Source organism: Kitasatospora sp. NPDC097643, assembly GCF_040302625.1.
Lineage (GTDB): Bacteria > Actinomycetota > Actinomycetes > Streptomycetales > Streptomycetaceae > Kitasatospora.
The window spans coordinates 22,272-36,491 of sequence record NZ_JBEOSA010000031.1 but is presented as its reverse complement, the minus strand read 5'-3'; the positions used below and the strand labels follow the sequence as shown (position 1 = coordinate 36,491).

The window sequence follows — 14,220 nt, the reverse complement described above, 5'->3', positions numbered from 1 at the left end:
TGCACCCTAGATCGCCGCAGGTGGGGGTCGCAGCCCGGGGTCGACGGGCCGGGGCCCTTCGGCGCTGTGCTCACCGTGCGCCGCCGTTCGGCCGATACCCGACGTACAGCCGTCCCGCCGTACGAGGAGTGCGAGGAGTTCGATGAGCCCGATGAGCACCGCCGTCGTCCTGTTCACCCAGGACCTGCGCCTGCACGACAACCCCGCCCTGCACGCCGCCCGCACCAGCGCCGACCAGGTCGTCCCGCTGTTCGTGCTCGACCCCGCCGTCGCCGCCGCCGGCTTCGCCGCCCCCAACCGGCAGGCCTTCCTCGCCGACTGCCTCGCCGACCTCGACGCCTCCCTGCGCCGGATCGGCTCGCGCCTGACCGTCCGCCACGGCGACCCGGCCGAACAGGTCGCCCAGGTGGCCGCCGCCCACGGCGCCGCCACCGTCCACGCCGCCGCCGGGGTCTCCGCCTTCGCCACCCGCCGCGAGCGCGCCCTGCGCCGCGCCCTGGGGGAGCGGCTGCACCTGCACGAGGGCGCGCTCACCGTCGTCCCGCCGGGCCGCGTCACCCCCGCCGGGCGCGACCACTACGCCGTCTTCACCCCCTACCACCGCGCCTGGCGGCAGGCCCCGCGCCGGCCCGTACTGCCCGCCCCGCGCACCCTCGCCACCCCCGACGGCCCGCCCGGTGAGGCGCTGCCCGCCGCCCCCGCCGCCACCTCCCCGGGCCTGCCGCCCGGCGGCGAGAGCGCCGCCCGCCGGCTCCTGCGCCGCTGGGACCCCGCCGACTACGACCGCCACCACGACGACCTCGCCGCCGATGCCACCTCCCGCCTCTCGCCCTACCTGCACTTCGGCTGCCTGTCGGCCGGCGAACTCGCCCACCGCACCGCCCGGCACGACACCCCCGGCGCCGAGGCCTTCGTCCGCCAGCTCGCCTGGCGCGACTTCCACCACCAGGTCCTCGCCGCCCGCCCCGACGCCGCCCACGCCGACTACCGCCCCCGCCCCGGCCACTGGCACCAGGACGAGGACGAACTCCAGGCCTGGCGCGAAGGCCGCACCGGCTACCCCATCGTCGACGCGGGGCTGCGCCAACTCGCCCACGAGGGCTGGATGCACAACCGCACCCGCCTGCTCACCGCCTCCTTCCTCACCAAGACGCTGCGCCTGGACTGGCGCGCGGGCGCCGCCCACTTCCTGTCCCTGCTCGTCGACGGCGACGTGGCCGACAACCAGCTCAACTGGCAGTGGGTCGCCGGCACCGGCACCGACACCCGCCCCAACCGCGTCCTCAACCCCCTGCGCCAGGCCGCCCGTTACGACCCCGACGGCACCTACGTGCGCCGCTGGATCCCCGAACTCGCCCACCTGCCCGCCCCCGCCGTCCACCACCCCTGGACCCTCCCCACACCCCCCGCCGGCTACCCCGCCCCCCTCGTGCCGCCCACCGCCCTCGCCGCCCGCATGCCCGCGGCCACCGGCGGCTGAGCCGGGCCGCCCGCCGGGCTGCGGAGGCGGTCACTCCTCCCGGCCCGGGCGGCGCCAGGCGCCGTAGAGGAGGGCCAGGGCGGTGGCCACCACGCCGATCTGTTCGGGGCGGACGCCGAGGGCGACCAGGGCGACGGTGGTGGCCAGGACGGCCAGGAAGGCGAACAGGTCCACCACGCGGTGACCTCGCATCGGTGTGCTCCAGGTGTGTGCTGTGCTGACCGGACGTGCCGACCGGATGTGCCGTCCGGCCGTGCGGCGGACGTGTCGTCAGCTTCCGGGACGGCCCCGCCCCAGGGCCATTTGATACATTGAATGACGCAATCAATCTGTGAATGTGTCGATTAAACGGGGGTTGGTTCCTTGTCCGGACGTGGAGGACGCCGGGGGAGGCCGTGGACGCCGCTGCCGCCGGACCTGGACCCCGACACCGCCGAACTCCTGCGGGTGCTGCGTGAACTCGTCGACCGCAGCGGCCTCGGCCTCAAGGGGCTCGGCGCGGCGCTGACACCGGATCACTTCAACGGCGCGCAGCCGCCCGCCTACAACAAGCTGTCCCGCTGCCTGAAGGGGGAGGGCATCGGCAACGCCGGGCTGCTGGTGTCGGCCATCGTCCAGATCTGCGCGTCGCCGGAGGAGCGGGAGGCGAAGGCGGCCGAGGTCGAGCGGCTGAAGGTCGCCGCCCGGGCCGCCTCCCAGAACGTGCGCCCGGCGCCCGAGGACGTCCCGGACCGGGCAGACCGGGCAGACCGGTCGGATCGGTCGAGGGAGACCGCCGTCGCGCTGGAGGCCGCCCGCAACCGCATCATCGAGCTGCAGAACGAACTGGCCGCCGAACGCCGGCGCGCCGAGGAGAGCGAACGCACCCTCGCCCTGCTGTTCGGCATGCTCGGCCGCCCCCCGGCCACGACCGAGGCCCCGGCCGCCCCCCGGCCCGCCGCCACGGCCGTCGTCCCGCCCCGGCGGCCGCGCCCGGTCCCGCAGCCGGCCCGGATCGAGGCGGTGGCCGCCACGCTGCGCGCCCTCGACCCCGACGGCGAGCGGATCGCCCGGGCGCTGCGCACCGCGGTGGACGAGACCCTCGACGGCCGGCACACCGGCCGCTACCGGCTGGATCAGCTCCACCGGGCCGAGCGGATCCATCTCGGCGCCAAGGTCGAGATCGTCCTGGCCGCGGCCCTGGGCCTGGCCCACGGGCACCAGATGGACTTCTCCATCGCCGGCTGCGAGGTCGACCTGGGGTTCACCACCGGCCGCAACTGGATCTTCGGTCCCGAGCAGGTGGGCCAGGTGTGCCTGCTCGTCCAGCTCGACGAGGACCGGTCCGAGTGGAGCGCCGGGCTGATCGTGGTGGAGGAGCACCTGCTGAGCGTCGGGATGAACCACGAGCGCAAGCGGGCCCTCTCCCCGGCCGGGCGCGAGGCCGTCCTGTGGCTGTTCCGCCGGGCGCCACTGCCGCCCAACACCCTGCTGAGCCTGGAGCCGGAGCAGGTCGCCGTCATCCTGTCCCACCGCTCCGCGCGGGACCGGGTGACCGAACTGCTGCGCACGGCGCAGCGCCGCCCGATCACGCCCGCCTCGATGGCCACCGTGGCGATGCAGGAAGACCACCCCAGGCGCGTGCGGGAGGCGATCCCCCTGCTGGCCGAGGAGGGCATCGCCGCGCTCGGCTGGATCCAGCAGCAGGAGGCCCGGGCGCTGGGCCTGCCCGTCCTGAGGCCCGGCGAGCTCGTTACCGCCCGGCTCGCCCCGCTGGGGGAGGACGAGGGTGACACGCCGTCCGTCCGGTTCGCCGACGGGCGGCGCTGGACGCTCGCCCGCCCGGGCGACCCGGTGGAACCGCTGCCGGGGCCGTGGCCCTGGTCACGGCACGCGGACCAGGGCCAGGACGGTGGCGTCGATGGTGCGGAGGCGGACGGCGCGGTCGAGGGCGGCGGGCGGTAGCGCGGGCGCGGGGCTGAGCCCTCCCCTGTGGGGCTCAGCCCCGCCGGGTGGTGCGGCCCAGGCGGGTGAACACGACGCAGGCCTGCACCGCCTGTCCCAGCGCCACCGCCGGGACGACGGCCCAGGGCAGCAGGTGGGCCACCGACAGCGGCACCAGGACGAGGGCGCCCAGGGCGAGCACGGGCAGGGTGCTGAGCAGGGCGATGCGCAGCCGTACCGGGCGGGGCACGGGCAGCCCGGGGGCGCTCACGGCCGCGCCGCCGGACGCTGCGCCGCCCGTTCCGCCGTCTGTTCCGCCGGGCGGGTGTGGGGGCGGGCCTGGTCGAGGAAGTCCGCCAGCTGCGCCCACTGGTCGGCCGGGGCGTGCGGGTCGCCGGACAGGGCGGCCGGTTCGGCGCGCCACGCGCCGCGTACGGCTGCCGAGAGGGTGGCGTCGCCGCCGCTGAAGAGCCGGCTCAGTTCGTCCAGGCGCTCGGCGATCCGCCGGACCTCCGGTGCGGTGGGCCGGGCCCCGGCGGTGCGCAGGGCCTCGGCGCGCCGGTAGAGCTGGGGCCACTCGATCTCCAGCAGGTAGTGGGCGGCGGGCCCCAGTGCCGCGGCGTGGTCGCGCAGGGCGCGCAGCTGGTCGTCGTCGAGGTGGCGGCGCAGGGCCTCTTCGGCCACCGGGCCGCCGGTGCCGCCCATGGCCTGGAGGACGCGCAGCAGGGCGGCGGTGTCGGGGCGGCGTTCGGCGGCGAGTTCGGTGTGCAGGTGGGTGAGGCGCTCGCGCAGGGCCGTCAGGTTGGCGAGGGCCTCCTCGGTGGCGGCGAGGTGTTCGCGCACCAGGCGGACGGGGTCGACGCCGGCGTCCAGGCAGGTGGCGATGGTCTCCAGGCCCAGGCCGAGGCGGCGCAGCGCCAGGATCTGGTAGAGGCGCACGACGTCCTGTTCGGTGTAGGCGCGGTGGCCGGAGGGGGTGCGGCGGGAGGGGGTGAGCAGGGCGATCTGGTCCCAGTGGTGCAGGGTGCGCACGGTCAGGCCGCTGGCCTCGGCGAGCGGGCCGACCTTCCAGGTCTGTCCGGCGGGGGTGGGCGTGGGGGTGTGTTCGGGTGCGGGTGTGCGTTCGGCCATGGGTTCACGATGCCTCCTGACGTCGCGTGAGGTGCAAGCCCCGTGCACGTCCCCGTGCGCGGGCGCCGGGGCTGCGGTGGGCGCCTCACGCGGCGGCGAGGGCGTAGTCGGGCAGGTCGATGTCGCCGGCCTTGGCGAACTGGGCGGCCAGGATGTTGCGCATCGGCCAGCGGCCCATCATGCGCATCGAGGCGGCGCGCAGGCGGATCATCAGGGCGCTGTTGGGGGCGTAGCCGTTCATGCCACCGGGCGGCAGTTCCTGGGCGCGGGTGACGTAGGGGCGCATCAGCTCCTCGTAGCGGGCGAAGGCGGTGCGGTGGTCGCCGCGGGCGGCGGCGAGTTCGCCGGCCAGCAGGTAGGCGCCGACGACGGCGAGGCTGGTGCCCAGGCCGGTGAGCGGGCTGGGGCTGTAGCCGGCGTCGCCGAGCAGGACGACGCGGCCGCGGCTCCAGCGGTCGAGGTGGATCTGGCCGTAGGAGTCGAAGTTGAAGTCCTCGGCGTTCAGCATCCCGGCCACCAGCCGGTCCACCTGCCAGCCGGCGCCGGCGAAGCGTTCGGCGAGCAGGCGGCGCTGGGCGGTGGTGTCGTGGCGGTCGAGGTCCAGGGGTGCGCAGCGCAGGGCGAGGGAGGCCTTGACCTCGCCGGGCAGGCGTCCGGGGCGGGCGCTGGCGACCAGGCCGCCGGGCGCGTTGTACATCAGGAACCAGTCGTCGAGGCCGAAGTCGCCCTTGACGGTGAACCAGGCCTGGTAGCCGCCGAGCGGGCGGTAGTGGCCCTCCTCGGGGCCGAAGGCGAGGCGGCGCACGACGGAGTGCAGCCCGTCGGCGCCGACGACCAGGGCGAAGCGGCGCGGGGGCGCGTTCTCGAAGGTGACGGTGACGCCGTCGGCGTCCTCGGCGATCGCGGTGACGGTGTCGTCGAAGAGGTACTCGACGTCGGCGGCGGTGGCCTCGTACAGCAGGTCGGCGAGGTCGCCGCGCAGGATCTCGATCTCGGAGACGATGCCCTCGCCCTCGAACAGCTCGACGGGCATCCGGGCGGTCAGTCGGCCGGCCCGGTCGACCAGGCCGAGGCCGCGCTGCTCGACGCACAGCGCGCGGGCCCGCTTCATGAGGCCCATCCGCTCGACGACGGTGCGGGAGGCGCCGCGCAGGTCGACGTTCTGCCCGCCGGGGCGCGGGGCGGGGGCGCGTTCGACGACGGTGGGGTGGAAGCCGTTGCGGCGCAGCCAGTAGGCGAGGACGGGGCCGGCGATGCCGGCACCGGAGATGAGGATGTCGGTGTTCTCCATACCCATGAATGTACGCCGTACGCATGAGCCCAACAAGCCATGTAGTGGGGTTATTTGACGCCGCCGCACTAGTGCACTAGGGCGCTTCGGGGTGGGTTCCGGGGCGGTGGCGGGCGGCTGCCCAGGTCGGCGGCCCCCGTGGTGCACTAGTGCGCGCGCCGCAGGGGGCGCGGAAGATTTTTCGGGTGCGGCGCCCGGGTGCACTGGTGAACACTGTGCGGATGACCAGCGACACCTTTCCGACCCCGCAGGAGCGGGCCCTGCGCCACGTCGCCGGCCTGGCGTCGGGTGCGCCGGTGGACCCGGCGCTGCGGGTCACCCTCAACTTCCACCCCGACCGGCTCGTGCGCGGCACGCCGATCCTGGACGCCCTCGCCGCCGACGGCGTGTACCGCTCGCAGTTCGTCACCGGCACCGGAAACGGCGGGCTGACCGCCCACCCCGGCGGCGACCGCTGGCGCTGGGAGAGCCGGATCTTCAACCAGGCCTACGACACGGCGCCCGCCCACCAGCGCCCCGTCTACGGCGCCCTGAACTTCCGTCACAAATCCGTCGGCGCCGCGCCCCGCTTCGGCTCCGCCCACTTCCGGCTGGCGGCCGACGCGTTGGAGCGCACCACCTTCTGCTATCCGGACAGTTACCTCGAACCCGAGGACTTCGGGGTCGCCGCACGCCTGGGGCGCCTGGTCGAACTCGCCCTCGCCGACCGGCAGGACGCCCTCGACGACTACATCGAGGCCCAGGTGCACGGCCCCGTGCACTTCGACGCCCACGTGGAGGCGCTGGTCCTGGACCCCTGCTACCGGGGCACCGAGGTCGAGGCGTCGGCCCGGCGCCTGGGCTGCGCCGTCGAGTGGCACCCGGGCTTCCGTCTCGGCGTCGACGAACTGCGCCGCCACCCCGACTACCGCGGCCGCCGCTACGTCGAGCTGGGGGAGCGGATCGCCGTCGACGGCGTCCTCGACCCGCGCATCGTCGGGGAGGCGGTGCGGGCGGGCGACCACGACCCGCAGGAGGTCAAGAAGGTGTGGCACTACCTGGCCCGCTTCGGCGCCCTCGGCTGACGCGACTGCTGTTGCGGTGACGCGCCCCCGGTGAACGCTTCCACCGGGGGCGCGTGGTCCCTGTCCGGCGCGAGCTGACGGCTATGCGCGCAGCCGCAGGGGGGTCAGGTGTTCCGGGCGGATCAGGTTGGTGCGCGGGGAGAGTTCGCGGACCTGTGCGACGAGTCCGTCCAGGTCCATCTTGTTCCCCAGGACGGCCGGATCGGTCAGTGGCGTCTCGAAGTCGTCCCAGTGCACGGGGACGACGGTGCGCGGGAAGTCGAGGGCCTTGAGCAGCCGTGGCACGTAGCGGTACGTGGCGTGGGCGGTGCTCTCGACGGAGATCATCGCGATGTCGGGCCTCAGCCCGGTGAGGTTGCGCTCCACGAAGTCGCTGGCGCCCGTCAGGAGGGTCGACGGTCCGTCGCCGAGGCGGATCTGGAAGGCCAGCGTGTCGCCCTCCGGGAGTTCGCCGATCGTCTCCGGAGCCTTGGCCGGCGGGCCCGTCAGCGTGCCGGGCGCCCAGTAGGCGTGCTTGGCGTTGCGGCTGTGCAGACTCGCCACCACCTCGACGGTGCACCCGTCGAAGTCGAGGACCTCGCCGCCCTTGACGGTGATCAGCTGCGCGGGCTCCACGCCCATCGCCTGGAGCAGGTAGCAGGTGGTCGCCGTGCCGACGACGGGGATGTTCCTGGTCTTGGCGATGTGGGGGACGTCGTTGAAGTGGTCCCAGTGGCTGTGGCTGACCAGGATGAGGTCCGGCGTGCCGATGTGCTGGTCGACCAGGTCGGTGTTGACGGTGAGCGGGGTCTTCGCGTCGAATCCGCGGGTCGGGTACCGCGTGAGGTACGGGTCGAACAGCACCGTCTTCTTGTTGCCCTCGATCCGCCAGCCACTGTTCCCGAGCCAGCGGAACACCGTTTCGCCGCCGCCGCCGCTCCGGTGCGGCTCGCCCGTCGTGGCCGCGGCCGTGGACGCGGCGCCGACCACCGGTAGGAAGGCGGCCCCCGCGACCGCCGTCCGAAGGAGTCCGCGTCGTCCTAACGTGTTGTCACTCGTGTCACTCATACAGCAGGAGACGATCACCTCGGCCCGTCAGTTCCACTCCGGTGCACGGGTGGCACGTATACGACTCGTGGCACTGCCTTCCCGTTATCGGCGCGGTGCGGCGATCGACGAGAACCTCGGCCAGCAGCCTGACCGTCGACTGCGGTGAGAACCGGCCGCCTGCTGCGCGCGTATGGCGGACCCCCGGTGTGGGGCCGGGGGTTGGTAACTGCTGGCCGTCGAGTGTTCACGAGTGCCCGTGAGGTGCTGTGAGTGTGTTTGTCAGTGGTGGGTGTCATGCTGCGGTGACTGCGTGTGCAGGGGTCGTGTCCGTCTGGCTGGAATGGGCCGAGACCCTGCTGTTGCGCGACAGGTTGGGGTCAACTTTCCTGCGGTTGGGGGGTGTTGGGGTTTTGGCTGGTCTGCGTTCGATTGATGTGCCGTTCGTCGCGCTCGGTCCGTCTGGTGTGTCGGTACGGGACCGGCTCAAGGGCCTCACTCCCGAGGACGAGAGGGTTCTGCGGCTGGTCGGTGAGCATCTGGGTTCGCTGGCGTCCCGGGACCTGGCGGCCCGGTGTGCGGACGGCTCGGGGCATTCGGCGACCACGTGGGCGGCTCGGAAGCGGGGTTTGACCGGTGGGTCGTCGTCCCGCTGGGCGGGGTCGATCACGAAGGCGACGCCTGACCAGTGGGCGCTGGCCCGGCGTGGGCAGGCCGCGCACCTGGACTCGTTGGACGCCGGGATCCGGACGATCGCCCACCGGCTGTCACTGCCGCTCGGGGAGAAGGGCACCAAACGCGCACCCGGTGGCTACCGCTCCAAGCGGGAGTGGTTCGCCAAGTCCCGCCGCCTGGCGGCGCTTGAGGAGCGCCGCGCGGTGGTGGCGGCGGATCGTGCGGCCGGTGTCGTGCATGTGGTGCGTGGCGGCAGGAGGCTGCTGAACACCCGGCACCACCTGGCGGCAGCGAACCTGACCGAGGCCGGCTGGCGGGCGCGGTGGGAGGCGTCGCGCTGGTTCCTGTCCGCGGACGGGGAGTCGGGGAAGCGGTTCGGGAACGAGACGATCCGCGTCACGCCGGACGGCGAGGTGTCGATCAGGCTGCCCGCCCTGCTCGCTGATCTGGCGAACGCCGGGAATGGCCGGTACGTCCTGGCCGCGAGGGTGGTGTTCGCGCACCGGGGCACCGAGTGGGCCGACCGGATCGCAGGCAACCGGGCGGTGGCCTACCGCATCCACCTGGACGTGGACCGGGGGCGCTGGTACCTGGACGCCGCGTGGACCCGGCCGGTGGTGCGGACGATGCCGCTGGAGGCGGCCCGCGTGGCCGGGATGGTCGGCGTGGATACGAACGCGGACCACTTCGCGGCCTGGCACCTCGACGTCCACGGCAACCCGGTCGGCGACCCGCGCCGCTTCCACTACGACCTGTCGGGCACCGCACAGCACCGCGACGCCCAGATCCGCCACGCCATCAGCCGGTTGCTGCACTGGGCCAAGCGCTGCGGCGTGACCGCGATCGGCATCGAGAACCTGGACTTCGCCGACGAGAAGACCCGCGAGAAGCACGGCCGCAGGAAGCGGTTCCGTCAGCTCGTCTCCGGCATCCCCACCGGCAAGCTCCGTGCCCGGCTTGTTTCCATGGCCGCCGGGCTGGACATGGTCATCGTCGCAGTGGACCCCGCCTACACCTCCCAATGGGGCGCGCAGCACTGGCGGAAGCCGCTCGCGACGCCCACACGCACCACCACCCGGCACGATGCCGCGAGCATCGCGATCGGGCGACGCGCCCTTGGACACCCGATCCGGCGACATGGGGGTCCCCCCGGCCGGAGGCTGGGGGAGGCACCGCCCCACGACGACCGGAGCGATCGTCGTGGGCATCGGACCGCCCAGGCCGGACCAGGTGACCGGGGGCGTGAGGAAACCCGCCACCCCGCCACGGACCGTGCACAGGATGCGCGCAGCCGGGCGGGGACAACGAGAACGCGGGCGACCAGCGCACCCAAAACCGTTCGGGATGCGCGCAGCAACAGGACGTGGACTCAATGTTCACTCCTGGACACTGTTTAGGAACGGTTGGGTGAGGATGGGCGGATGGGCGACGTGATGATCAGCGATGAGGACCGCCGGCTGCTCGGGCTCTGGGCCGCCGACTGCGCCGAGCGGGCGCTGGCGCTGTACGAGGCGCAGGCCCCGCACGACACCCGGCCGCGCGAGGCCCTGGAGGGGGTACGGGCCTTCGCCCGCGACGGCAAGCGGACCCGGCACCTGCGCACCGTCGCCTGGGCGGCGCTGAAGGCCGCGAGCGAGGCCGAGGACCCGGCCGCCGCGGCGGCCGCCCGCGCCGCCGGCTACGCGGCCGCCGCCCCGTACATCCACCCGCTGGCCACCCCGCACCAGGTCAAGCACGTCCTGGAGCCGGCCGTCCACGCGGCGCACGCCCGCGAACTCGCCGCCGGCGTCGGCGAGGAGGAGCTGGCCCGGGCGATCGCGCACGCCCCGGCCCAGGTACGCGACCTGGTGCGGCGCCTGCCCGCCTGCACCCCCGGCCACAACCGCGTGGCCGCCCTCCGCACCCGCTTGGACGCGGCCCTGCGCGGCTGACGGGGGCGGGCGGTGTGGAGTGGGAAGTCGGCCCGGCCGACTTCCCGCTCCACACCCCGCTACTCCTCCTCGTCGAGCAGCAGCCGCAGCAGGTCGCGCAGCGCCTCGCGTTGTGGTGTGTCGAGGCGGGCCAGGGGGGCGGCGGCGAATGGCATGCGGGTGCGCAGGTCGGTGGCGACGGTGCGGCCGGCCTCGGTGGCGGCGACGCGCTTGACGCGGCGGTCGGTGGGGTCGGGGCCGCGTTCGACCAGGCCGCGGGACTCCAGCCGGTCGACGATCACCGTCACGTTGGACGGCTCGGCGTGCAGCCGCTCGGCGATCCGGCGGGTGGGGACGGGCTCCTCGGCGGCGGCCAGCAGCGCCTTGGCCTGGAGCGGGGTCAGCTCGTGGGCGGCCGCCGCGGCCTCGGACTCGCGACTGTAGCGGCGGTTGACGGCCGCGAAGAGACCGACGATCTCCCTGGTCAGCTCATCCGACGGATTCGACATGGGTTCAGCCTACCGAAGTGCTTGACAAGGTGAAGTATGTCCGCACATAGTTATGGAACATAGTGGTTATGAACCATAAGTAAGTAGCGAGGACCGAGCATGAACACCGAGACCGCCAACAAGACCGTCCTGATCACCGGCACCTCCTCCGGCATCGGCCTGGCCACCGCCGTCGCCGCCGCGCGCGGCGGCTGGCACGTGATCGCCACCATGCGCGACACCGCCAAGGCCGGCGCCCTGCGGGCCGCCGCCGAAGAGGCCGGGGTCACCGTCGACATCCGGACCCTGGACGTCACCGACCCGGCCTCCGTCCAGGCCTGCCTGGCCGGCCTCGACCGCCTCGACGCGCTCGTCAACAACGCCGGCGCCGGCCACGTCGGCACGCTGGAACAGGAGAGCGTCGAGGACGTCCGGGCCGTCATGGAGGTCAACTTCTTCGGCGTGCTGCACGTGACCAAGGCCGCCCTGCCGCTGCTGCGCGCCAGCGGCGGCCGCGTGGTGACCGTGACCAGCGTCGGCGGGGTCGTCGGCCAGCCCTTCAACGAGGCCTACTGCGCCGCCAAGTTCGCCGTCGAGGGCTACATGGAGTCCCTGGCACCGGTCGCGGCCACCGTCGGCGTCAACGTCAGCGTCGTCGAACCGGGCGCCGTGGCCAGCGAGTTCGTCAGCAACGTCGGCGAGATCGAGAAGGTCGTGGCGCAGGCCGGACCGTACGCGCCCGCCCTGACCGCCTACCTGGCTCGCACCCGCGGCGCCTTCGCCGCCGCCCAGACCCCGCAGGACGTCGCGGAGCGCATGGTCGAGCACCTGGACGCCGAACGCCCCGCCTTCCGCCTGCTCACCTCGCCGACCGCGCAGGCCTTCGTCGCCCCCAAGCTCAACGACCTCGACGGCGCGGCCGTCCAGGCGCTGACCGGCGCCTGGCTCGCCTGAGGACGAGTCCGGCGGCGAGTCCGGCGACCGGTCCGGCGGCACTGGTTCAGGTGAGCTGCGGCGCGACCTCCGCCGCGATCCACTCCATCGCCTCCTCGACGTGCCCGGCGGCCACCGGCAGCCACAGGGTGCAGGCGGCGAGCCCCGCCTCGCCGAGCCGCCCCAGCTCGTCGGCGACGCTCGCCGCACTGGGCGCGGCGCCGCCGAGCGGCCGCCCCGGCGGCTCGGTCACCGCCGGGACGCCCGGCGGGGTGAGGAACGCCGCCGCGGCCAGCGTCAGCCGCTCGGCGGCCCCGGCGGCCCCGGCGTCCCCCGTGCTCGCCGCGCCGTCGGCGGCCAGCTCGCGCAGCCGGCGCCGCACGTCCCGCACCTGGTCGGCGTCCACACCCGTGCCGTACCACCCGTCGCCCAGCCGCAGCACCCGGCGCAGCGCCGCGTCACTGTGCCCGCCGACCCACACCGGCGGCCCACCGGGGGTGACCGGCGGCACGCCCAGACGGGCGCCGCGCAGCCGCGTGAACGGCCCGTCGAAGTCCGCCGGCCGCTGCGCCCACAGCGCCCGGGAGGCCGCGAGGTGGTCGTCGGTACGGGCGCCGCGCTCGCGCACGGGCACGCCGACCGCCTCGAACTCGGCCGGGTTCCAGCCGGTGCCCACCCCCAGGATCAGCCGCCCGCCCGACACCACGTCCAGCGTGGCCGCCTGGTTGGCCAGCACCGGCGCCGGATAGTACGGCGCGACCAGCACCGACGTCAGCAACCGCAGACGGGTCGTCACCGCCGCGACGGCCGACAGCAGCACCAGCGGGTCGGTGTCCAGGCCGAACCCGCTGTCCAGCAGCCGGTTGCCGACCGCGACGTGGTCGAAGCCCAGCTCCTCGGCCCGCCGCGCGGCCCGCAGCACGGCCGTCCCGTCATCCAGGGGCCAGCGCGGCTGGAGGGAGACACCAAGGCGAAGCGAGGGCATGCGGTGAACCCTTTCCGAGGCGGCCGGGCGGCCTGTCACCCCACCCCAACTCCCGTGGCGCCCCCGTTCATTCCTCACCGCCCGACACCCCGTCAGGCCGACCCGGCCGGGCCCGGGGCCGTGACCGCGTTGTTCTGGCCCGCCACGATCCGCCGGCCGCCCGCCTGCCGGGCGAGCACGTACAGCGCGGCACCGTGCGGACCCGCCACCGCCCGGCCCTCGGCGTCGACGGGCGTCTGCGCCACGTTGACGTGAGGTCAAGCCCGTTAGGCTCGACACGAACGACACGAACGACACGAACGACACGAACGACGCGAACAACGCGAAGGACCGAGACGGAGGAGACCGGATGAGCACCGGGCCGACCCGCACGATCGTCGTGCTGCGCCACGCCAAGGCCGAACCGCACCGCCCCGAGGACCACGGGCGCCACCTCGCCGAGCGCGGCCGGTCCAACGCCCCGCAGGCCGGCCGCTGGCTCGCCGGCCGCGGCATCGCACCCGACCTCGCCCTGGTCTCCACCGCGGCCCGCACCCGGGAGACCTGGGAGCTGGCGGCGGCCGAACTCCCCGCGCCACCCGAGGCGGTGTACGACGACCGCCTCTACGACGCCGACCTCGACGAGCTGATCACCGTGCTGCGGGAGACGCCGGACGGGGCGGCGGAGGCGGTCGTGGTCGGCCACAACCCCGGGATGCACGGCCTGGCGGACTACCTGGCCGGCGCCTGCGAGCCCGGCCTGCTGCCGTGGCTGAACGCCAGCGGCTTCCCCACCTGCGCCGTCGCCGTCCTCACCTTCACCGGCCCCTGGACCTCCCTCGACGAGGGCGTCGCCCGGCTCGTCGCCTACTGGACGCCGCGCGAGGGCGACCGGTCCGACGCATAACGGTCCGACGCACAACGGTCCGACGCATAACGCCCTTGCCGCGGCGGCGGCGCCCCGGGATGCTGGCCGGATGCCGGGACAGGGGAAGCGAAGACGGCGCCAGCGGGAGCGGATCGAGCGCAACGCCGCCCGCTTCGCGCCCGAGGCCGGTCACTGGGAGGTGCTCTTCGAGACCCAGGACGAGGCGCAGTGGCACGCGCACATCCGCCGCCTCCGGGCCTCGGACCCGCAGATCGACTGGTCGGCGATGCGGCTGGAGATGTTCTGCGGGCGCCTGACCCAGCCGACCACCCACCGGCTGAGCCGCTTCGTGCCCGACCCCGCGCCCGACCCCGGGCCCGACCCCGCGCCCGACTCCGGGCCCGACCCCGCGCCCGACTCCGGGCCGAACCCCGCGTCGTAGGGCCCGGCCGGTCGCCGTCCTGGCA

The 14,220-nt window shown here is 74.4% G+C and carries 16 protein-coding genes; 8 read left to right on the top strand and 8 right to left on the bottom strand.

Features of this window, described 5'->3' with window-relative positions; all coding sequences use genetic code 11:
• Positions 1-151 precede the first annotated feature (151 nt).
• A complete protein-coding gene (locus tag ABTY15_RS20790) occupies positions 152-1,480 on the top strand; it encodes a cryptochrome/photolyase family protein (protein WP_350594959.1) in 1,329 nt (442 codons plus the stop codon).
• Between the two features lie 30 nt (positions 1,481-1,510).
• Here ABTY15_RS20790 and ABTY15_RS20785 read toward each other — a convergent pair whose 3' ends face one another.
• Positions 1,511-1,672: a hypothetical protein gene (locus tag ABTY15_RS20785; protein WP_350594443.1), complete on the bottom strand. Its 162-nt coding sequence runs from the start codon at positions 1,670-1,672 to the stop codon at positions 1,511-1,513.
• 171 nt (positions 1,673-1,843) lie between these two features.
• Here ABTY15_RS20785 and ABTY15_RS20780 point away from each other — a divergent pair, with 171 nt between their 5' ends.
• Positions 1,844-3,424, top strand: a complete 1,581-nt coding sequence (locus ABTY15_RS20780; protein WP_350594436.1) for a NaeI family type II restriction endonuclease — start codon at positions 1,844-1,846, stop codon at positions 3,422-3,424.
• A gap of 34 nt (positions 3,425-3,458) precedes the next feature.
• On the opposite strand, the gene ABTY15_RS20775 is transcribed toward ABTY15_RS20780, so the two are convergent.
• From ABTY15_RS20775 to ABTY15_RS20765, 3 genes are all read right to left on the bottom strand, one after another.
• On the bottom strand, positions 3,459-3,674 hold the full coding sequence (locus tag ABTY15_RS20775) for a hypothetical protein (RefSeq protein WP_350594424.1): 216 nt from the start codon (positions 3,672-3,674) through the stop codon (positions 3,459-3,461).
• Positions 3,671-4,534 carry a MerR family transcriptional regulator gene (locus ABTY15_RS20770; RefSeq protein ID WP_350594419.1) on the bottom strand — a complete coding sequence of 288 codons (864 nt, stop codon included), beginning with the start codon at positions 4,532-4,534 and terminating at the stop codon, positions 3,671-3,673. The genes ABTY15_RS20775 and ABTY15_RS20770 overlap by 4 nt, the downstream gene beginning before the upstream one ends.
• A gap of 85 nt (positions 4,535-4,619) precedes the next feature.
• Positions 4,620-5,825 carry an FAD-dependent monooxygenase gene (locus ABTY15_RS20765; RefSeq protein ID WP_350594412.1) on the bottom strand — a complete coding sequence of 402 codons (1,206 nt, stop codon included), beginning with the start codon at positions 5,823-5,825 and terminating at the stop codon, positions 4,620-4,622.
• A 221-nt stretch (positions 5,826-6,046) separates the two neighbouring features.
• Here ABTY15_RS20765 and ABTY15_RS20760 point away from each other — a divergent pair, with 221 nt between their 5' ends.
• Entirely contained in the window at positions 6,047-6,889 is an 843-nt protein-coding gene (locus tag ABTY15_RS20760; RefSeq protein ID WP_350594400.1) for a DUF3626 domain-containing protein, read from the top strand.
• An 81-nt stretch (positions 6,890-6,970) separates the two neighbouring features.
• Here the strand turns inward: ABTY15_RS20760 and ABTY15_RS20755 are convergent, their stop codons facing one another.
• Positions 6,971-7,858: an MBL fold metallo-hydrolase gene (locus ABTY15_RS20755; protein WP_350594394.1), complete on the bottom strand. Its 888-nt coding sequence runs from the start codon at positions 7,856-7,858 to the stop codon at positions 6,971-6,973.
• 470 nt (positions 7,859-8,328) lie between these two features.
• Between ABTY15_RS20755 and ABTY15_RS20750 the strand changes: the two genes are divergently transcribed.
• Positions 8,329-9,987 carry an IS200/IS605 family accessory protein TnpB-related protein gene (locus tag ABTY15_RS20750; protein WP_350594948.1) on the top strand — a complete coding sequence of 553 codons (1,659 nt, stop codon included), beginning with the start codon at positions 8,329-8,331 and terminating at the stop codon, positions 9,985-9,987.
• Between the two features lie 24 nt (positions 9,988-10,011).
• The gene (locus ABTY15_RS20745; RefSeq protein WP_350594387.1) at positions 10,012-10,521 is read left to right on the top strand and encodes a putative immunity protein; all 510 of its coding nucleotides are present in this window, start codon (positions 10,012-10,014) and stop codon (positions 10,519-10,521) included.
• Positions 10,522-10,580: 59 nt separating this feature from the next.
• On the opposite strand, the gene ABTY15_RS20740 is transcribed toward ABTY15_RS20745, so the two are convergent.
• Positions 10,581-11,009, bottom strand: coding sequence for a MarR family winged helix-turn-helix transcriptional regulator (locus ABTY15_RS20740; RefSeq protein ID WP_350594381.1), 429 nt, complete (start codon positions 11,007-11,009; stop codon positions 10,581-10,583).
• 99 nt (positions 11,010-11,108) lie between these two features.
• On the opposite strand from ABTY15_RS20740, the gene ABTY15_RS20735 reads away from it, so the two are divergent.
• Positions 11,109-11,942: an SDR family NAD(P)-dependent oxidoreductase gene (locus ABTY15_RS20735; RefSeq protein ID WP_350594374.1), complete on the top strand. Its 834-nt coding sequence runs from the start codon at positions 11,109-11,111 to the stop codon at positions 11,940-11,942.
• A 46-nt stretch (positions 11,943-11,988) separates the two neighbouring features.
• Here the strand turns inward: ABTY15_RS20735 and ABTY15_RS20730 are convergent, their stop codons facing one another.
• Both ABTY15_RS20730 and ABTY15_RS20725 read right to left on the bottom strand, forming a co-directional pair.
• The gene (locus ABTY15_RS20730; protein WP_350594366.1) at positions 11,989-12,906 is read right to left on the bottom strand and encodes a TIGR03619 family F420-dependent LLM class oxidoreductase; all 918 of its coding nucleotides are present in this window, start codon (positions 12,904-12,906) and stop codon (positions 11,989-11,991) included.
• Between the two features lie 92 nt (positions 12,907-12,998).
• On the bottom strand, positions 12,999-13,151 hold the full coding sequence (locus ABTY15_RS20725; RefSeq protein ID WP_350594355.1) for a hypothetical protein: 153 nt from the start codon (positions 13,149-13,151) through the stop codon (positions 12,999-13,001).
• A 104-nt stretch (positions 13,152-13,255) separates the two neighbouring features.
• Between ABTY15_RS20725 and ABTY15_RS20720 the strand changes: the two genes are divergently transcribed.
• Both ABTY15_RS20720 and ABTY15_RS20715 read left to right on the top strand, forming a co-directional pair.
• Positions 13,256-13,792, top strand: a complete 537-nt coding sequence (locus ABTY15_RS20720; protein ID WP_350594347.1) for a SixA phosphatase family protein — start codon at positions 13,256-13,258, stop codon at positions 13,790-13,792.
• Positions 13,793-13,862: 70 nt separating this feature from the next.
• Complete coding sequence (locus ABTY15_RS20715; protein ID WP_350594339.1) at positions 13,863-14,195, top strand: hypothetical protein; 333 nt, start codon at positions 13,863-13,865, stop codon at positions 14,193-14,195.
• Positions 14,196-14,220: the final 25 nt, after the last annotated feature.